This is a genomic window from Shigella sp. FC1661 (assembly GCF_001712525.1).
Classification (GTDB): domain Bacteria; phylum Pseudomonadota; class Gammaproteobacteria; order Enterobacterales; family Enterobacteriaceae; genus Escherichia; species Escherichia coli.
Map to the genome: position 1 here is coordinate 21,425 of NZ_MDGW01000600.1, position 19,155 is coordinate 40,579.

The 19,155-nt window shown below is 49.2% G+C and carries 18 protein-coding genes, 4 pseudogenes and 1 riboswitch; of the genes and pseudogenes, 7 read left to right on the forward strand and 15 right to left on the reverse strand.

From position 1 onward, the window contains the following. Nucleotides 1–5 precede the first annotated feature (5 nt). Nucleotides 6–281: a regulatory phage cox family protein gene (locus BFF42_RS25550; protein ID WP_000043869.1), complete on the reverse strand. Its 276-nt coding sequence runs from the start codon at nt 279–281 to the stop codon at nt 6–8. Between the two features lie 114 nt (nt 282–395). Between BFF42_RS25550 and BFF42_RS25555 the strand changes: the two genes are divergently transcribed. Both BFF42_RS25555 and BFF42_RS25560 read left to right on the forward strand, forming a co-directional pair. Then, the gene (locus BFF42_RS25555; protein WP_001306384.1) at nt 396–695 is read left to right on the forward strand and encodes a helix-turn-helix domain-containing protein; all 300 of its coding nucleotides are present in this window, start codon (nt 396–398) and stop codon (nt 693–695) included. A gap of 115 nt (nt 696–810) precedes the next feature. Continuing rightward, entirely contained in the window at nt 811–1,824 is a 1,014-nt protein-coding gene (locus BFF42_RS25560; protein WP_000985261.1) for a site-specific integrase, read from the forward strand. A gap of 265 nt (nt 1,825–2,089) precedes the next feature. Here the strand turns inward: BFF42_RS25560 and yegR are convergent, their stop codons facing one another. Next, nucleotides 2,090–2,407: a protein YegR gene (gene yegR, locus BFF42_RS25570; protein ID WP_024258580.1), complete on the reverse strand. Its 318-nt coding sequence runs from the start codon at nt 2,405–2,407 to the stop codon at nt 2,090–2,092. A gap of 405 nt (nt 2,408–2,812) precedes the next feature. On the opposite strand from yegR, the gene yegS reads away from it, so the two are divergent. Further along, nucleotides 2,813–3,712, forward strand: a complete 900-nt coding sequence (yegS, locus tag BFF42_RS25575) for a lipid kinase YegS (protein WP_000807346.1) — start codon at nt 2,813–2,815, stop codon at nt 3,710–3,712. Nucleotides 3,713–3,793: 81 nt separating this feature from the next. Here yegS and BFF42_RS25580 read toward each other — a convergent pair whose 3' ends face one another. The 8 genes and pseudogenes from BFF42_RS25580 to fbaB form a co-directional block, all read right to left on the reverse strand. Continuing rightward, on the reverse strand, nt 3,794–4,567 hold the full coding sequence (locus BFF42_RS25580) for a DeoR/GlpR family DNA-binding transcription regulator (protein ID WP_001295426.1): 774 nt from the start codon (nt 4,565–4,567) through the stop codon (nt 3,794–3,796). 105 nt (nt 4,568–4,672) lie between these two features. Then, a pseudogene (gene gatD, locus BFF42_RS25585) lies at nt 4,673–5,712 on the reverse strand (galactitol-1-phosphate 5-dehydrogenase). Between the two features lie 47 nt (nt 5,713–5,759). Continuing rightward, complete coding sequence (locus tag BFF42_RS25590; protein WP_039060130.1) at nt 5,760–7,115, reverse strand: PTS galactitol transporter subunit IIC; 1,356 nt, start codon at nt 7,113–7,115, stop codon at nt 5,760–5,762. A 3-nt stretch (nt 7,116–7,118) separates the two neighbouring features. Next, complete coding sequence (gatB, locus tag BFF42_RS25595) at nt 7,119–7,403, reverse strand: PTS galactitol transporter subunit IIB (protein WP_000823270.1); 285 nt, start codon at nt 7,401–7,403, stop codon at nt 7,119–7,121. Between the two features lie 30 nt (nt 7,404–7,433). Beyond that, a complete protein-coding gene (gene gatA / locus BFF42_RS25600; protein ID WP_000182888.1) occupies nt 7,434–7,886 on the reverse strand; it encodes a PTS galactitol transporter subunit IIA in 453 nt (150 codons plus the stop codon). 9 nt (nt 7,887–7,895) lie between these two features. Beyond that, nucleotides 7,896–9,168, reverse strand: a pseudogene (gene gatZ, locus BFF42_RS25605) (tagatose-bisphosphate aldolase subunit GatZ). A 28-nt stretch (nt 9,169–9,196) separates the two neighbouring features. Continuing rightward, nucleotides 9,197–10,051: a tagatose-bisphosphate aldolase subunit GatY gene (gene gatY / locus BFF42_RS25610; protein WP_039059210.1), complete on the reverse strand. Its 855-nt coding sequence runs from the start codon at nt 10,049–10,051 to the stop codon at nt 9,197–9,199. 307 nt (nt 10,052–10,358) lie between these two features. Continuing rightward, nucleotides 10,359–11,411 carry a class I fructose-bisphosphate aldolase gene (gene fbaB / locus BFF42_RS25615; protein ID WP_000129551.1) on the reverse strand — a complete coding sequence of 351 codons (1,053 nt, stop codon included), beginning with the start codon at nt 11,409–11,411 and terminating at the stop codon, nt 10,359–10,361. A 256-nt stretch (nt 11,412–11,667) separates the two neighbouring features. On the opposite strand from fbaB, the gene BFF42_RS25620 reads away from it, so the two are divergent. The 3 genes and pseudogenes from BFF42_RS25620 (at nt 11,668) to BFF42_RS25630 (ending at nt 14,892) form a co-directional block, all read left to right on the forward strand. Then, a complete protein-coding gene (locus tag BFF42_RS25620) occupies nt 11,668–12,945 on the forward strand; it encodes a nucleoside permease (protein WP_000858484.1) in 1,278 nt (425 codons plus the stop codon). Continuing rightward, nucleotides 12,942–13,946 carry an ADP-ribosylglycohydrolase family protein gene (locus BFF42_RS25625; protein WP_000846236.1) on the forward strand — a complete coding sequence of 335 codons (1,005 nt, stop codon included), beginning with the start codon at nt 12,942–12,944 and terminating at the stop codon, nt 13,944–13,946. Before BFF42_RS25620 ends, BFF42_RS25625 begins: the two co-directional genes overlap by 4 nt. Beyond that, nucleotides 13,943–14,892, forward strand: a pseudogene (locus BFF42_RS25630) (carbohydrate kinase family protein). Before BFF42_RS25625 ends, BFF42_RS25630 begins: the two are co-directional and overlap by 4 nt. Here the strand turns inward: BFF42_RS25630 and BFF42_RS25635 are convergent. The 5 genes from BFF42_RS25635 to rcnR all read right to left on the reverse strand — a co-directional run bounded on the left by BFF42_RS25635 (nt 14,866) and on the right by rcnR (nt 18,627). Next, entirely contained in the window at nt 14,866–15,612 is a 747-nt protein-coding gene (locus BFF42_RS25635; protein WP_000434038.1) for a GntR family transcriptional regulator, read from the reverse strand. The pseudogene BFF42_RS25630 and the gene BFF42_RS25635 sit on opposite strands and share 27 nt — an antisense overlap. Nucleotides 15,613–15,663: 51 nt before the next feature. Further along, on the reverse strand, nt 15,664–16,482 hold the full coding sequence (locus BFF42_RS25640) for a glycoside hydrolase family 25 protein (protein WP_005031483.1): 819 nt from the start codon (nt 16,480–16,482) through the stop codon (nt 15,664–15,666). 64 nt (nt 16,483–16,546) lie between these two features. Beyond that, nucleotides 16,547–17,347 (reverse strand): bifunctional hydroxymethylpyrimidine kinase/phosphomethylpyrimidine kinase, encoded by an 801-nt coding sequence (gene thiD / locus BFF42_RS25645; protein WP_000822274.1) that lies wholly within the window; start codon nt 17,345–17,347, stop codon nt 16,547–16,549. After that, nucleotides 17,344–18,132 carry a hydroxyethylthiazole kinase gene (gene thiM / locus BFF42_RS25650; RefSeq protein ID WP_001195636.1) on the reverse strand — a complete coding sequence of 263 codons (789 nt, stop codon included), beginning with the start codon at nt 18,130–18,132 and terminating at the stop codon, nt 17,344–17,346. The genes thiD and thiM overlap by 4 nt, the downstream gene beginning before the upstream one ends. A 34-nt stretch (nt 18,133–18,166) precedes the next feature. Continuing rightward, a riboswitch (TPP riboswitch) is annotated at nt 18,167–18,263 on the reverse strand. A 91-nt stretch (nt 18,264–18,354) separates the two neighbouring features. Continuing rightward, nucleotides 18,355–18,627 carry a Ni(II)/Co(II)-binding transcriptional repressor RcnR gene (gene rcnR / locus BFF42_RS25655; RefSeq protein WP_000019944.1) on the reverse strand — a complete coding sequence of 91 codons (273 nt, stop codon included), beginning with the start codon at nt 18,625–18,627 and terminating at the stop codon, nt 18,355–18,357. 120 nt (nt 18,628–18,747) lie between these two features. Between rcnR and rcnA the strand changes: the two are divergent. Next, nucleotides 18,748–18,987 (forward strand): annotated as a pseudogene (rcnA, locus tag BFF42_RS25660) (nickel/cobalt efflux protein RcnA); the annotation flags it as partial. Nucleotides 18,988–19,155: the final 168 nt, after the last annotated feature.

Consider the following 19,155-nt stretch of genomic DNA (forward strand, 5'->3'; position numbering starts at 1 on the left):
TCTCCTTAACGTGGTTCACCGAGACCTAACCACATCAACCAGCCGTCACGAATCTCTTTAGGGCGGCTTTCATAAGCCAGTTTTAGTCCGTTATTCCATGCCGGAAGGTATACCCAATATTCACCTGCACGACCTGAAGCTGATTGTGGATCGGTCATATCAATTACAGGCAGCTTTCCTTTATCGATCATCCGACGAACCGCTCCTGTCGATTTTCCTATTAGTTTTGCGAACTCCTGATAAGGAATCGCATCAGTCATGAGTGTTACTTGCTTGCTCATGTCGTCCTCCAGCCCTCATGAATTGCGTTTAATGCCTTATAATGCCTTTTAGTGCCCACATCCAAGCACTAAACAATCTACATCTAAACTAAATACTATTGAGATCTAAACACTATGTCAAACACGATAAGCGAGAAGATAGTCTTAATGCGAAAATCTGAGTATTTGAGCAGACAACAACTTGCTGATTTAACAGGGGTTCCGTATGGCACGCTGAGTTACTATGAAAGTGGTCGTTCAACACCTCCAACAGATGTCATGATGAACATCCTGCAGACCCCACAATTCACCAAATACACTTTATGGTTCATGACAAATCAGATCGCTCCTGAGTCCGGGCAAATTGCGCCCGCTCTCGCACACTTTGGGCAAAACGAAACAACGTCGCCCCACTCCGGTCAAAAGACTGGTTAACAATTTATCGTGAATATATTCATCACAAGTGCCTACTATTGGTGGCTAAATTTCAGCCACCACGAAAAAAGCGATTAGTAGTAGCAAAAAAAAGTACCACTCGGAGGGTTTTCTGATGGCAATCAAAAAACTCGATGATGGTCGATATGAAGTGGACATCCGCCCTACTGGACGTAACGGAAAACGCATCCGTAGGAAGTTTGATAAGAAAAGCGAAGCTGTCGCTTTCGAAAAATACACGTTGTACAACCACCACAATAAAGAATGGCTATCAAAACCAACAGACAAACGACGTCTGTCGGAACTGACACAGATCTGGTGGGATTTAAAGGGTAAACACGAAGAGCATGGGAAATCTAATCTTGGAAAAATTGAAATCTTCACAAAAATAACGAATGACCCATGCGCATTTCAAATCACGAAATCCCTTATCAGCCAGTACTGCGCCACCCGAAGAAGTCAGGGTATTAAACCTTCGAGTATCAATCGTGATTTAACATGTATTAGCGGCATGTTTACAGCCCTGATTGAAGCGGAGTTATTCTTTGGTGAGCACCCTATCAGAGGGACAAAGAGGCTTAAGGAGGAAAAACCAGAAACAGGCTATCTCACACAGGAAGAAATTGCCTTACTGCTTGCAGCACTTGACGGCGACAATAAAAAGATTGCGATTCTTTGCCTGAGTACAGGAGCACGTTGGGGAGAAGCAGCTCGTTTGAAAGCAGAAAATATCATCCATAACCGCGTCACGTTTGTTAAAACGAAAACAAACAAACCACGCACCGTCCCGATCTCAGAGGCTGTTGCCAAAATGATCGCGGATAACAAACGAGGTTTTTTATTCCCTGATGCTGATTACCCTCGCTTCAGACGAACAATGAAAGCAATAAAACCGGATTTGCCAACGGGGCAAGCCACACATGCACTAAGGCACAGCTTTGCCACTCATTTCATGATTAATGGAGGAAGTATTATCACGCTACAACGGATACTAGGTCACACGCGGATTGAGCAAACTATGGTTTACGCTCATTTTGCGCCAGAGTACCTTCAGGACGCCATTTCTCTTAATCCGCTAAGAGGTGGTACTGAGGCCGAGAGTGTCCACACAGTGTCCACAGTAGAGTAACGTTTAAGGGCTTTCAGTGGTAATTTATGCCGCTCAAACCCGCATTGTACCGTTGAAAGCCCCTACTGGTGACACCCTAAATCTCCCTTACACGGGCTTATTTTTTTATGCATAAGCCCTATCTCTGGTAACCGTCTTCCATTGACCACATCGATAGAATCCTCCTTCATAGCACGATGCCTTTCACTTATCGGCATCGTGCTCCCACAGGTTCCGGCTACGCACAGCCAGAACGCGCATAGTTGACGCTTACCAAAAAATATTCTCACTCTCCACATTTGAATGTCAGACGAGCGACACCATGTAATCCTACACCTTCTGTCTTCAGCTCAACTATTTGCATTTTTTTGCCCTGAGTAACACAGAAATGAGTTGCATCATTTTTTACTATATTTTCTGCACCAGATATTCTACCCCTGGCTAAAGAAGCTTCGGCTTCGGTGTAGTATTGGTTATCGAGTTTACGCTGAATATTACTTTTATATGCAAGACCAAATTTACCGATACTTGTCTCATCATTATGCACAGCACAACCAGATATAAGAAAAACACTAGTTAATGATATAGCAGCTATCTTTTTCATCTCACCTTCCCCCATTAAATACCAACGACACTCTCTAGTGTTTAAATATAATAATGGCATGATTATTATAATTGAATAGGATTATAATAAATGTTCTGTACAACATTTCCTACATAAGTAGGAATTACGGACATTGAGGCCCTTCAGGGTAACTCCATGGGGGCTTTAATATATTATATTGAAGATGCCACTGTTTAGTTGAATATTAGGTATATGCTCTTTTTTGAAATTTATCGGTGGTTACCGTTAATATTCGCTGTTCCCATTGCAAGCTCCTGGTGGTAACCACTGAATCCTCCATACTTGAACTGACTTTTTATCCTCCGACTTTCATCCTGTTCTGACTCCACCTTTTCTTTTCTGCTCTACACTATCTACAGACCAATCATAAAGGCACATACGATCATGGCAGAATTTCCCGCCAGCTTACTGATTCTTAATGGCAAAAGTACTGACAATCTACCCTTGCGCGAAGCAATTATGCTGTTGCGTGAGGAAGGAATGACGATCCATGTGCGGGTCACCTGGGAGAAAGGTGATGCCGCACGATTTGTAGAGGAGGCCCGGAAGTTGGGCGTCGCAACGGTGATTGCCGGTGGTGGCGATGGCACCATTAATGAAGTTTCTACGGCGTTGATTCAGTGTGAGGGGGATGACATACCCGCGCTGGGAATTTTGCCATTAGGAACCGCCAATGATTTTGCCACCAGTGTAGGGATTCCTGAGGCACTGGATAAGGCGCTGAAACTGGCAATTGCCGGTAATGCCATTGCGATAGATATGGCGCAGGTCAACAAACAAACCTGTTTTATTAATATGGCGACAGGCGGGTTTGGGACGCGTATTACCACAGAAACGCCGGAAAAATTAAAAGCCGCGCTGGGTGGCGTCTCATACATCATTCATGGCTTAATGCGTATGGATACTCTGCAACCGGACCGTTGTGAAATCCGCGGTGAAAACTTTCACTGGCAAGGTGACGCCCTGGTCATTGGTATTGGTAACGGGCGTCAGGCCGGTGGCGGTCAACAATTGTGCCCGAACGCGTTAATTAACGATGGCTTGCTGCAACTGCGCATTTTTACCGGCGATGAAATTCTTCCGGCTCTCGTATCAACTTTAAAATCTGACGAAGATAACCCGAATATTATCGAAGGCGCTTCGTCGTGGTTTGATATACAAGCTCCACACGAAATCACTTTTAATCTTGATGGCGAACCGTTGAGTGGACAAAACTTTCATATTGAAATACTTCCGGCGGCGTTGCGTTGTCGATTACCACCAGATTGTCCATTATTGCGTTAATCAAACTATTCTCTCTTGAACCAGGGAGAATCCGTAATGCCGGATGAGGTGTAAATACCTTATCCGGCATACAGAACAATACTACACCGTAATTAATTTTACCCGTGTCTTCTGCAATGCCAGTTTATCCACCTCTGATACAGCATCATCGGTAATAATAATGTCAATTTTTTCGATTGGCAGTACCTGATTAAAACCGCGACGGTTAAATTTCGATGAATCGAGAACGGCAATCACTTTATTAGCGGCGGTGACCATCGCACCGCTAATCGAATAACCTTCATTAAAGGTCGTAATACCATTAACCGCATCAATACCATCAGCACCGACAAACATTAAATCGGCATTAATATCCTGCAATGACCGCTCGGCAATGGAACCATGCATCGAGCGCGTTTTATGGCGGACCGTGCCACCACAGACGACCAGAGTAATGTCTTTATTTTCGGAAAGGGCAAACGCTGCCGGGAGACTGTTGGTAATCACCGTGATATTTTTAGCGGTCATTAATCCTTCGGCGATAAGCATTGTGGTACTTCCGCTGTCGAGAATAACGGTCATCCCTTCATGGATCATTTTGACTGCCGCCTGCGCTATTCTGTTTTTTGGCGCGCTGGCGAGCTGAAATCGCTCTTTAAACCCGACTTCCTGGGTCTCGGTTTCACTATTACCGGACATTATTTTCGCCGCACCGCCATGAAAGCGCGTAACCACGCCTTTTTGTTCGAGAAAGCGCAAATCGGCACGGATTGTCGCTTCCGAGGCAGCAAATACTCCCGCCAGATCCTGAACAAGCACGGTTCCCTGTTCATTCACTAATTGGATGATCTTATTCCTTCGCTCGAATGAATTCATCGTCATTTACCCATATTCAATTGTGGCTAGTGTAAACGAAGGGGGACCATTGGTGAATGATCTGTTTTGCACAATACCGGGCCAGCATCACGCTGGCCCGCGGTTTCATGGAATGAGCAACACTTTGCCCGGCATGGCATTACGAGCGATGTCACGCACCGCCTGGGTGAAGCTTTCAAAGCTTCCACGGTGAGCGATTAATGGCTCCAGGCTTAACTTACGTTCTGTCAGCAACCGGCTCGCCGTTTCCCACTCCTGCCCCGGCCAAGGGCTGGAATAGTTCATCCAACTGCCGATAACCGTCAGCTCTTTACGCAATATTTTGCCAAACGTTGCCGATGTTAAATGCAGATCCTGATGCAACGTGCCCACCAGCGCCAGTTGGGCATGAGGACCGGCAATCTCTACCGCCAGTTCGACAGTTTGCGGTACGCCAGCCGTCTCGAGGATAAGCTGATTAAAACGCAGTTCGCGTAAAACGCTCTGCATTTGCGGCGCGCTCATTTCGCTACTGTTAAATGTTTGCATCGCACCGAAAAATTTTGCCAGTGCCAGTTTTTCTGAGCTAATGTCGATAGCCGTCACACTCTTTGCTCCCAGCGCGACAGCGCACTGAATAGCCAGCAGGCCAATGGTTCCGGCACCAATAATAATAACGTTTTTATTCTCACAACCTTGCGCTAAATGAAAAGCATGCAGACCAACGGTAATCGGCTCAATAAAAGCCCCATCCTCAATAGGCATATCCGTGGGTAGAGCAAAGACATTTTTTCGCTTAACGACAATATATTCAGCAAATCCACCATCACGCCGCGAGCCAATAAAATCATATTTTGCGCACTGGGAATAAAACCCTTTCAGACACTCTGGACAAGTAAAACAGGGTAATAACGGCACACAGCAACCGCATCGCCAGGGTGTAAATCATCAACACCGGATCCCACCGCATCAATATAGCCGCTAAATTCATGGCCTAACGTTATTGGATAATAATGTGCACCATTTTTAAATATCCTGGGTAAATCGGAACCACATAAGCCCGAGCTGGCAATTTTTACCCGCACCTCATCCTGATGTTTAATTTCAGGAATGACGCTTTCTGCAACGCGCACGATACCATCAGTATCATTCACCACTGATTTCATAAAAACTCCTGATTGTTAAGGGGGATAACCTCCCCCTCAGGTAAAAATTATTCTGCGAGAACGACTTTCTCTTGTTTAATAAAGCCACGCGCTCTACGCCAGGTCATGAAAATACCGGTCAGATAAATTGCACCGATAATAATGAAACCGGGAATATTTTGCGGGGAGAAAAACTGAATCAGTAACCAGGTAATGGGAGAACCGCCCTGATCCATTGAAGTCACCATACCCCCGGCTTTTAACGCCCCAGCATTAGCCGCCAGTTGGGTGTGCAAACCAATAGTTTGCGTCGCGATCCACAGAGTGATGCTCATGATGATGACACCCGAGATTAAGGTGCGGAACAGATTTCCACGATGCACGGCGACTGCCATCGCCACAAAGAAGCCGATGGTGGCAAGATCGCCAAACGGCAGCACCTGATTACCCGGAACACAAACAGCAATTAAAATGGTGAGCGGGATAAAAATCAGGCTTGCCGATACCACCGCCGTATGCCCCAGCAGTAATGCGGGATCCAGGCCAATCAGGAACTCCTGACCGCCGAACTTCGCCTGTAAACGACTACGGGCCTGCTTAGCGATGGGCGTTAAACCATCCATGATGGGTTTAATCACCCGTGGCATTAGCAGCATCACTGCCGCCGTTTTTACCGCCAGCTGCAATACACCTTTGACATCGTAACCCGCGAGGATGCCGATAATCAGCCCCATCACAAAACCCACGGTGACAGGCTCGCCAAATGGACCAAATTTGCGCTGAATATCGTCGGCGCTAAATTTAATTCGGTTAACGCCTGGGATTTTCTCGATGATAGCATCGACCAGCACCGCAATCGGCCCCATATACGCCGACGTACCGTGCGGAATAGCAATACCTTCCAGCTCAAAGAAATTTCGGGTATCGCGGGCAAACCAGTCGCCGAGCTTATAAACAAACGCCGCGTGAATTACCACACCTGCCATCCCTATCATCCATGAACCGGTTGCCAGATGCAGCAACGCGCCGGTGAAGGTCATATGCCAGATATTCCAGATATCAATATTTACCACCCGCGTCATACGGGTCAGTAACATCGCCACGTTAACCAGAATCGCAATCGGAATCGCCACCAGCGCAATTTGCGACGCCCAGGTCATTGGTGAAGAGCCCGGCCAGCCGACATCGACCACATGCAGATTCAGGTCGAAATTTTCCGCCATCGCTTTCGCCGCCGGACCAATGGAATCCAGCATTAAGCCAATCACAAGGCCAATGCCAACAAAGCCAATCCCGATATGCAGACCCGCTTTAAAGCAATCGCCTGCCTTCATGCCTAATATTTTAGAAAAAATAATGATGACAATCGGAAGCATCACCGTAGGGCCGAGGTCGAGAATATAACGCATGACTTCTGAAAACATAGGTCACCCCTGTAAGATAGTCAGAATTTTATTTTGTAATGCTTCGATACCGATACCAGAAATAAAAGGCATGCCGTGAACTAACGGAATATCGCCAAAACTACGATCCACTTTGGCAGTGGTGCATATCAAATGCACACCATCCATATAGGTTTCTATTTCATTAACCCGACACTGGATTAATTCAACAGGAATATTATGATTCTGACACAACTCTTTAATTTCTTCCGCCGCCATCGTAGAGGTCGCAACCGCGCCTCCGCAAGCGACAATAATCTTGCGTTTCATAAATAGTCCTTTTTATTGTTACAGAGGGATTTATTCGTCTGAATCTAAAACATACTTTGTGAAGTATTCCTTTAACTGGGTTTCAGGAAGAGTGATTAGTGTCTCGACGATATCGGGCTGTTGTAACTTGCCAAATAAACAGCGTAAAAGTTTCAATTGCTGCTGCGGATTTTCCACAATCAACGCAATAACCAACGATACCTCCACGTCGTTATCATCATCCGCTTGCTGAAAATGAACTTTATTTGTTGGCCTTAACAGATAAATGGCTGACGACTTAGCATGAATCGCCTCACAATGCGGTATTGCAATGGCGTGCTGCTCAAGCATTATCCCGGTAGGGAATTCTGCTTCTCTGGCAATTAATGCCTGTGGCCTGGTATCATGAACCACACCTTTGGCGAGCATCTCATTACCGATATGGGTTAAAACTTCGCTACGATCGACAAAAGAAATTCCGCTACGAACAAACAGGTTAGTCATATACCGTCCTTATTCCGCACAGCCGTAGCGATAGGCGCGCAAAACATCATAAATTTTATCCATAATCAGCTGATGCGGTATTGCTGATAATTCCCCGGACTGAATGCGTTCAAATTGTTTGGGAAGATACTGACTAATCATGCCCAGTGGGATGTCCACGCCTTCAAGATTCACCATCATCGTTTCGACGCTATTTTTAATCCGACTATGCGGCCAGTAATAACGAATACGATCCGACAGGCTGTAACGAATATCCAGTAATGAATCGTTAAAACCCGTACGATAATATTTTTTCCAGTATTGCGGTTCGTCGAGCATCACTTCTTCAATTACCGCCAGGCAACCGCTGCGATTTTCGGGGGCGATAAGTTCCTGCTCAATTTGTGCCAGTGCAAATATCGCCTCGCGTAAAGCAAAGGTTAATGCGGGACCGACTTTCAATATTGCAAAGTGATCGCGGACTAATTCCCAATAAGCCGTTCGGGTCTGGTAATCGGTAGAATGTGCTTCATAAACCATTCGGGTGTTTTCTATCCATTGCGCCAGCGCCTGCGCTTCCTGCGGCTGATAATGGATAATATTGCTGTGATCAAATTCCACACCCGGCTGCACCACGATGGCAATCACACGTGTTAACGCCTCTGTCAGCCCACGGGCAATAAAGGCCTTTTGATGCGTACGTAAAGTATTGGCGGCATCTTCAACATGGGTGATGTGTACTGACTGAATGGCGCTGGCCTCACCGCCCGGAACCGGAACTTCGGTGCCAATGACATAGCTCAGTTGCTCACGCTGGCAATCTGTCGCCACACTTTCCGCAGCAAAGCAAAGCAAAGCAAAGCACAGCAGCTCGTTCCGCAACCGTTTCTGGTGCTAACGGTATGGGATCCCCCGCGCAGGACATTGACGCATCAAGATGAATTTTACTGAAGCCAGCACGAACATATGCTTTTACCAGCTCGACGGATTTTTCCATCGCCGCATCCGCATTTTCTTGCTGCCAGCAGTTTGGCCCCAGATGATCGCCGCCGAGAATAATGCGTTCGCGTGCAAACCCAACTTTATCGGCAATCGTAAAAACAAATTCGCGAAAGTCTGCCGGTGTCATTCCGGTATAACCGCCAAATTGATTGACCTGGTTTGACGTTGCTTCAATCAGCACTTTGCGCGTGCTGTTGCGATCAAATGCCAGCGCCGCTTCGATAACCAACGGATGGGCAGAACAGACTGAACATATGCCGATATGTTCACCAGCTTTATGCCGGGCAATTAACGTTTTCATGTTTTTTCCTTGTTAAATGGCAGGTGCGTTATGCCCTGCCCTCGCAGCCACAATCGGCAATCACTTTGCTCACCACATCGCGCATTGCGGATTTAGCCGACTGCAAATAATCCCGGGGATCGGTCGCTTCGGGGTGCTCGGTCAGGTAATTTTTTAACGCCTGCGAGAAGGCATTTTTCAGCTCCGTTGCAACGTTGATTTTGCATATCCCCAGTTTGATGGTTTGCTGAATATCCTTAGTCGATAATCCTGACGCGCCATGCAGCACCAGCGGTAAGTTCACCCACTGGCGAATGTTCTCCAGTCGAGAAAAATCAAGCGCCGGTGCGCTGGCATACATACCATGAGCCGTGCCGATGGCGACCGCCAGGGAATCAATTCCGGTTGCCTCGGCAAATTCACGCGCCTGAGCGGGGTTGGTATAAAAAGCATCGGCTTCATTGACTTGCACATCATCTTCCTGGCCGCCAAGTTGCCCCAGCTCCGCTTCGACGCTGACATCAAAGCGATGGCAAAAATCCACCACCTCTTTGACCCGTGAAATATTTTGCGCAAAAGGCAAATGCGAGGCGTCAATCATGACTGAGCGCACGCCAAAACGAACCTTCTGAGCGATATCGTCAAATTTCGTGTGATGGTCGAGATGAATTGCCAGTGGATGGTGATATTGCTTCGCCATCGCGCTGACCAGCGCCAACAGATTTTCTGTACCAGCATGAGTAAATGTGCCAGGCGTTCCGGCGATGATGACCGGCGCATGCAGGTTGGCAGCGGTTTCCACCACCACTTGCATCGTTTCGAGATTGTGAATATTGAATGCCGGAACCGCATAACCGCCGCGCTGTGCGTTGTTCAGCATCTGCTTTGTCGATACCACGTACATTTTCATATCCTGCTGTTTGTTTTCGATTTCAAAATATAATGAAATTATTTGTTTTTAAATATCGAGATAACGATCACAAAAACGACAATATGAAAATTGTTCGAGGAGTGAAAGGCAAAAAAACGGCCTCCCGATAGGGAAGCCGTAGCAAAGTGCGCGTGTTTTTATGCCGGATGCGGTGTAAACATACGTGGCAGTGCTATGTAGGCATGATAAGACGCTTCAGCGTCGCATCAGGCATAGGTTGCCGGATGCAGCGTAAACGCCTTATCCGTCCTACGGGGTGGTGTTGTTCGTATAAGGCGTATCAGGCGATAGTAATTTTGCTATCGAGATAAACGTCCTGCACGGCGTTAATCAGTTTCACGCCGTCAGCCATCGATTTCTTGAACGCCTTACGTCCAAGAATCAGCCCCATTCCGCCAGCGCGTTTGTTGATAACCGCAGTACGCACTGCATCACTGAGGTCAGTTTCACCGCCTGCAGCACCGCCGGAGTTTATCAACCCTGCCCGGCCCATATAGCAGTTAGCTAACTGATAACGCACCAGATCAATCGGGTTTTCGCTGGTTAACTTGCTGTACACGCGATCGTCGGTATAACCGTAATTAATCGCTTTATAACCGCCGTTATTTTCCGCCATTTTCTGTTTGACGATGTCCGCGCCAATGGTCGCCGCCAGATGGTTCGCCTGACCAGTCAGGTCGGCGGAAACATGGTAATCAACGCCATCTTTCTTAAAGGCGGAGTTACGCAAATAGGCCCACAGCACTGTCACCATGCCCAGCTCGTGCGCACGTTCAAAAGCCGCAGAAATTTCTTCAATCTGGCGACGTGACTCTTCCGAGCCAAAATAGATAGTCGCACCAACCGCAACCGCGCCCATGTTGAACGCCTGCTCCACGCTGGCATACAGCGTTTGATCGTAGGTATTCGGGTAACTTAGCGTCTCGTTGTGATTAAGTTTGACGAGGAATGGAATGCGATGCGCATAACGCCGCGATACCGACGCCAGCACGCCGTAAGTTGACGCCACACAGTTACAGCCCGCTTCGATCGCCAGTTCAACAATGTTTTTCGGGTCAAAGTAGAGCGGGTTAGCAGCAAATGAAGCTCCGGCAGAGTGCTCAACGCCCTGGTCAACCGGCAGAATAGAAAGATATCCTGTGCCAGCCAGACGCCCGGTGTTGTACAACGTCTGCATATTACGTAACACCGCAGGCGGGCGATTATTGTCAATCATCACGCGGTCTACGTAGTCATGTCCGGGGAGATAAAGCTGGTCAGAAGGAATAGTCATACAACGGTGCTGTAAAAGGTTGTCGGCGTCTTTGCCAAGCAACTGCGCAATATCTGTCATTACTATGCTCCCGTAAATTCCGATTGGATATCGGCTATGGATTTTCCTGGCCCGCCTTTTGCGGGCAATCATAATCCTGGTCGTTACGGGCGAGTTTTTCCATCTTTTGGATGTTTTTTCAGCGTTTTCTGTTGGCTCGATTCATCAGAAAAAATGTTAGCGCGGTCAAGTTTTCACCGCAAAGGTATTTAAAAGGCATTATTAAGTGGTATTGTCATCGCGTACCTTACATTACCTGTCATGAAGGAATTAAAAGATGAAAACAACAGCAAAGCTGTCGTTCATGATGTTTGTTGAATGGTTTATCTGGGGCGCGTGGTTTGTGCCATTGTGGTTGTGGTTAAGTAAAAGCGGTTTTAGTGCCGGAGAAATTGGCTGGTCGTATGCCTGTACCGCCATTGCGGCGATCCTGTCGCCAATTCTGGTTGGCTCCATCACTGACCGCTTTTTCTCGGCGCAGAAAGTGCTGGCGGTATTGATGTTCGCAGGCGCGCTGCTGATGTATTTCGCTGCGCAACAGACCACTTTTGCCGGGTTCTTCCCGTTACTGCTGGCCTACTCGCTAACCTATATGCCGACCATTGCGCTGACTAACAGCATCGCTTTTGCCAACGTGCCGGATGTTGAGCGTGATTTCCCGCGCATTCGTGTGATGGGCACTATCGGCTGGATTGCCTCCGGTCTGGCATGTGGTTTCTTGCCGCAAATACTGGGGTATGCCGATATCTCACCGACTAACATCCCGCTGCTGATTACCGCCGGAAGTTCTGCTCTGCTCGGTGTGTTTGCGTTTTTCCTGCCCGACACGCCACCAAAAAGCACCGGCAAAATGGATATTAAAGTCATGCTCGGCCTGGATGCGCTGATCCTGCTGCGCGATAAAAACTTCCTCGTCTTTTTCTTCTGTTCATTCCTGTTTGCGATGCCACTGGCGTTCTATTACATCTTTGCCAACGGTTATCTGACCGAAGTTGGCATGAAAAACGCCACCGGCTGGATGACGCTCGGCCAGTTCTCTGAAATCTTCTTTATGCTGGCATTGCCGTTTTTCACTAAACGCTTTGGTATCAAAAAGGTGTTATTGCTTGGTCTGGTCACCGCTGCGATCCGCTATGGCTTCTTTATTTACGGTAGTGCGGATGAATATTTCACCTACGCGTTACTGTTCCTCGGTATTTTGCTTCACGGCGTAAGTTACGATTTTTACTACGTTACCGCTTACATCTATGTCGATAAAAAAGCCCCCGTGCATATGCGTACCGCTGCGCAGGGGCTGATCACGCTCTGCTGCCAGGGCTTCGGCAGTTTGCTCGGCTATCGTCTTGGCGGTGTGATGATGGAAAAGATGTTCGCTTATCAGGAACCGGTAAACGGACTGACTTTCAACTGGTCCGGGATGTGGACTTTCGGCGCGGTGATGATTGCCATTATCGCCGTGCTGTTCATGATTTTTTTCCGCGAATCCGACAACGAAATTACGGCTATCAAGGTCGATGATCGCGATATTGCGTTGACACAAGGGGAAGTTAAATGAAAACAGAACGTATTCTCGGTGCTCTTTATGGGCAGGCGTTAGGGGATGCGATGGGGATGCCCTCCGAGCTTTGGCCACGCAGCCGCGTTAAAGCACACTTTGGCTGGATTGACCGTTTTCTTCCTGGACCAAAGGAGAATAACGCGGCCTGTTATTTTAACCGCGCCGAATTCACCGACGATACCTCGATGGCGCTGTGTCTGGCGGATGCGTTACTGGAACGTGAAGGCAAGATCGATCCGAATCTTATTGGGCGTAATATTCTCGACTGGGCGCTGCGTTTCGACGCCTTTAACAAAAACGTACTAGGTCCGACCTCGAAGATTGCTCTCAACGCCATTCGCGACGGTAAACCCGTTGCTGAACTGGAAAACAATGGCGTGACCAACGGCGCGGCAATGCGCGTCTCGCCATTAGGTTGTTTGCTTCCGGCGCGTGATGTTGATTCCTTTATTGATGATGTGGCGCTGGCGTCCAGCCCGACCCATAAATCCGATCTGGCGGTTGCGGGCGCGGTAGTCATCGCATGGGCGATTTCTCGTGCCATTGACGGAGAAAGCTGGTCAGCGATTGTAGATTCACTGCCTTCAATTGCGCGACATGCCCAGCAAAAACGCATCACCACCTTCAGCGCCTCACTGGCAGCACGTCTGGAGATTGCGCTGAAAATTGTGCGCAATGCCGACGGCACTGAATCCGCCAGCGAACAGCTGTATCAGGTCGTTGGCGCAGGTACCAGCACTATCGAGTCCGTTCCGTGCGCCATTGCGCTGGTTGAACTGGCACAAACCGACCCGAACCGTTGCGCCGTCCTCTGCGCTAACCTTGGCGGCGATACAGACACCATCGGTGCTATGGCGACGGCAATCTGCGGCGCGTTGCATGGCATTAACGCTATCGATCCTCCGTTAAAGGCGGAGCTGGATGCGGTAAATCAGCTTGATTTCAACCGCTATGCCACAGCGCTGGCGAAATATCGTCAACAACGGGAGGCGGTATGAGCGGCGCTCGATTACACACGCTGCTGCCTGAATTAACCACGCGTCAGTCGGTGATGGTCGTCGGCGCGGCGGTCATTGACGTGATCGCCGACGCTTATGTCCTCCCCTGGCGTGGGTGCGATATCGAACTGAAACAGCAGAGCGTTAACGTTGGCGGCTGCGCACTGAATATTGCCGTGGCGTTAAAGCGCCTCGGCATCGAAGCGGGTAATGCCTTGCCGCTCGGTCAGGGGGTATGGGCGGAGATTATTCGCAACCGGATGGCGAAAGAGGGGTTAATCAGCCTGATCGATAACGCCGAAGGCGATAACGGCTGGTGTCTGGCGCTGGTTGAGCCGGATGGCGAACGTACTTTTATGTCATTCAGCGGTGTGGAAAATCAGTGGAATCGCCAGTGGCTGGCGCGATTAACCGTTGCGCCTGGCAGCCTGCTCTATTTTTCCGGTTATCAACTGGCCTCGCCCTGCGGCGAATTGTTAGTGGAATGGCTGGAAGAGCTGCAAGACGTGACGCCGTTTATCGATTTTGGCCCACGTATTGGCGATATCCCGGACGCATTACTGGCGCGGATCATGGCCTGTCGACCTTTAGTGTCACTCAATCGTCAAGAGGCTGAGATTGCGCCGAACGTTTTGCTTTATCCGCAGAGATAACAACACTTGGCAAGCAATGGCAGGAGAAATTTGCCGCGCCGTTGATCGTTCGTCTCGATAAAGAAGGCGCATGGTATTTCAGCAACGACGCTTCTGGCTGCATTCCGGCATTTCCAACGCAAGTTGTCGACACCATTGGGGCGGGCGACAGTCATGCCGGGCTGGCCTCTGGTCTGCCACTGGCGGATGCCGTATTACTGGGCAATGCAGTGGCGTCGTGGGTTGTCGGGCATCGGGGCGGTGATTGTGCGCCAACGCGCGAGGAACTACTCCTCGCACACAAAAACGTATAGATCGCTGCGACAGTGGCTAATGCTGTACTCAATAGGCCGTTGCTGTTGGTCAAGCGCCACTTGCTTGATCACCAGCACCGGTATTTTGCTATCTAACTGAATATGTGACTGAAACTCGGCATCCGGCATCCGGGCGCTAACGCGGGAACGCGTACGTTGTGGGTAAATGTGCTGGCTGCGGAAATAGTCATAAAGTGAAATCCCGATGGCATCAACATCATGAATTAAATGCGCCGGAACCCACGATTCCTCAATCGATACCGCTTCTTCATCGACATAGCGAATACGCTTAAGCAAAAAGACATCACTTCCTGCTTCGACCGCCAGCTGCTGCGCGACTTCTTCGGGACATTTCACGACACGCTTGTTAACCCATAGCGTATCGGGCTTTTTCCCGCGCAATACCACCTGCTGAGAAAAACCTCGCGCTTCTTTCAACGAGTATTCGAAGATGTTGTTGATCTGCGTGCCGTAACCACGCGAACGCGTCACCACACCCTCTTCTTCCAGCGCCTGCATCGCCTTGCGCACCGTAATGCGCGAAACGCCGGTTAACTGACTTAAATCACGCTCACCGGGCAAAATATTGCCATGCTCCAGCACCCCGCTGCGCACGGCATTTTTTACCGTTTCGGCAAACTTAATATAAAGCGGCGTGTTATCCGCCGCTAAAATACGTTCGTTCAGTTGGGCAATCAGCTGGGTATGCGCTTGTTCCATTTGTCTTTTTCCTGCCAGGGAGTCTGGTGGGAGTATATCACTGCTTCTTATTTAAGGCGTTTCTTTAATCCCATCAACGAACCCCTGCAACTCCTCCACCGTGCCATTAAACACATTAAAATCCACCGGACCATTGATGCCATCTACCTGTCCACGGTCGGAATGCTGCCAGAAGCGCCAGGCCATGCCGTCATTGTCCGGACGACGTTGATAGTAGTGAGCCACCCACCACGGATATTCATTGAAATAGCCCGCCAGATTCGTGTGATAAAAAACGGCTCCTGAGTAAATAATCGGCTTTTTCCCCGTACTTTTTTCGACCATTTTTAGCCACTGACTTACCCTCTTGCGTAATTCTTTTGCCGATAATTTTCCTCGCTCTTCTACGTCCAGTACCGCAGGGAAATCGCCTTGTGAGAAATCTACCGTTTGCAGAAATAATCGCACCTGAACCGGTGCTGCTACCGACGGGGAGAAATAATGATATGCCCCGCGCAGCAGGCCATTTTCACGGCTTAGTTGCCAGTTACGCGAAAAATAGGGGTCCACCAGCTTTTCGCCTTCCGTCGCCTTAATAAAGGCAAATTGTAAGCGAATACCGTTATCGCGCATTTTTGCCACACGCTGCCAGTCGATCCGCTCCTGCCAGCGCGAAACATCTATTCCGTGAATGGTGTAACTGGCAGGAATACGAATAGCGAAAGATTTAACCGGGCGATAACCGTAGAAGTGGATGTAGTCTGTAATCTGAACTGCTGTCGAATAGAAAAAATTCACCGTCTGACGCGGATAAATTGCAACGATGGAAATTAGCCCAAGAGCGCATAATAGAGCGGTGAGTTTTTTTCGACTGGTAATTCTTAGCTGCATTGGTTTCATCCCTGAATGTCAGTGCCAAAGGCTGACAATAACCAAAGCAGCTATAGTACGGTGCTCACCACCAGGCGTGGAAGTGGTGAACCGGACCAATACCGTGACCAACTTCCAGCGTGTCGGCCTGGGCTAACGCCGATGAAAGCCAGCTTTTTGCCTCCTGTACGGTGTCAGCCCAGTTTGTATGGCGCGGGCGTAGTGCAGCCAACGCCGCAGAGAGTGTACAACCAGTACCGTGGGTGTTTTTGGTCATAATGCGCGGTGCGGTAAACCGTTGTTCACCCTCGCGGGTAAACAGCCAGTCCGGGCTTTGCTCATCATCCAGATGACCACCTTTCATTAGCACTGCGCCACAGCCCATCGCCAACAGCGATCGCCCTTGTTCCAGCATTTCCTGTTCGGTGCGCGCGTGTGGCGCGTCGAGCAAGGCGGCAGCTTCGGGCAAGTTTGGCGTTATTAATGAAACCTGTGGCAATAATCGACTGCGCAGCGTAGCAACCGCCGAAGGTGAAAGCAGCGGGTCGCCGCTTTTTGCCAGCATAACGGTGTCGAGTACCACGTTTTGGATCTGATAACGTTGCAACCGTTCTGCCACCGCTTCAACAATATCGGTTTCCGCCAACATACCGATTTTAGTGGTGTCGATTCGCACATCGCTGAACACCGAATCGAGCTGGGCGGCGACAAAATCAGGCTCAATGCGATACACCGACTGTACGCCACGGGTATTTTGCGCCACCAGTGCAGTAATAACTGAGCAACCATAAGCGCCAAGTGCCGAGAAGGTTTTAAGATCGGCCTGAATCCCCGCACCACCACTGGGATCAGTACCGGCAATCGTCAGAGCGTTAATTCGTTTCATGCCTGCACCTCCTGCGTCAATTGCCAGAGCGCATCAAGGAAATGTGGAACAAAACTGCCTGGCCCCTCGCTTCTGGCGACTGCGCGCTCTCCGGCTTGTTTCATCCAGTGACAGGCAGATGCGACATTTTCCAGCATATCGCCTGGTAACGCACAACAGGCAGCAACAACCGCCGATAATGCACAGCCAGTTCCTACCACTTTAGTCATTAGCGGATCGCCACCGTGAATGCCAACGATACGATGCCCATCGGTAACATAATCCACCTCGCCTGTGACCACGACGATTGCGCCAGTTTCCCGTGCCAGTGTTTGTGCAGCGGGTATTGCGTTAGCTGCGGCGTCAGTGGTATCCACTCCCCGTCCACCATTAGCAACGCCAGCTAATGCCATGATTTCCGAAGCATTACCACGTATGGCGGTTGGCTTATGAGACAGAAGTTCCAGACAAAAACGGCGGCGATAATCGAGTGCACCCACCGCTACAGGATCAAGCGTCCAGGGGGTTTGAGAGCTTTTTGCTTGCTCAACGGCGGCACGCATCGCCTGTGCGCGTGGCTGCGTCAGCGTGCCAACGTTAATCAGCAACGCACTAGCAATAGCCGCAAACTGACTGGCCTCTTCGGTTTCGATAACCATCGCTGGCGATGCACCGAGCGCCAGCAAGGTATTGGCAGTAAAGGTTTGCACCACATCGTTGGTCATGCAGTGCACAAGAGGGGAATGTTGGTGAAAAAGGTGTAACGTGTGCGCAGATTGCGCGGAACTCAGCAGGTCGACTTGCATAGTTTGCTCCTGCCATAACGTGAAGAAGCAATGACCTGGTGGTCCGTGACTTCCCTACGCTGGCATTATCCAGATCAGGTAATACGGGTATTTCTCAGCCTTCACGCAGAAGGGCACCCCGAGTCGTTTGGTTGCGATGATAAATCGCAGAGGAGGATGGTAATGTCCAGCGCACGCGTTGTAAACGAGGAAAAACGGCAGTTTTACAATCGCGTTAATAAATTATTTGATATATGAATCCAGCACCTTCAGAACGACATCCAGATCTTCTTCACGTTTTAGCTCATCCCCCTGGTGAACGATGTGTTCCGTCAGATGACCTTTAATCACTTCCCGCATCAGACCGTTTACCGCGCCACGGATAGCAGCAATCTGTTGTAAAACTGCAGCGCATTCGTGCGGCTCGTCGAGCATTTTCTTGAGCGCCACGACCTGGCCCTGAATCTTACTGGCACGCGCTTTCAGTTTCTGTTTATCACGGATTGTATGAGACATGGCAACACCTGGTTAACAAGAATATGAAAAATCATAGCACTATTAATCTACTGGGGGGTAGTATCAGGTACTGGGGGGGAGTAGAATCAGATTGCCGAATTAATACTAAGAATTATTATCATGACCGAATTTACAACTCTTCTTCAGCAAGGAAACGCCTGGTTCTTCATCCCCAGCGCCATCTTACTTGGTGCGCTTCATGGTCTGGAACCAGGGCACTCAAAAACGATGATGGCGGCGTTTATCATCGCCATCAAAGGCACCATTAAACAGGCGGTGATGCTCGGACTGGCAGCAACCATTTCGCAGACCGCGGTGGTCTGGTTGATTGCCTTTGGCGGGATGGTGATCAGTAAGCGCTGATATGACTTTCCGTGTCAAACCGGAATCTCTAATTTTGACGATTTTCTTTTTAGGTTTAATTCCCTGAGGGCGACGTAGCAGTAAATCCGACGGTGAATCACGCTGATATTCGCGGGTTGGATACCGCATTACAGAGGTCCGTCATATGAGCCTGCCACTTTCTTA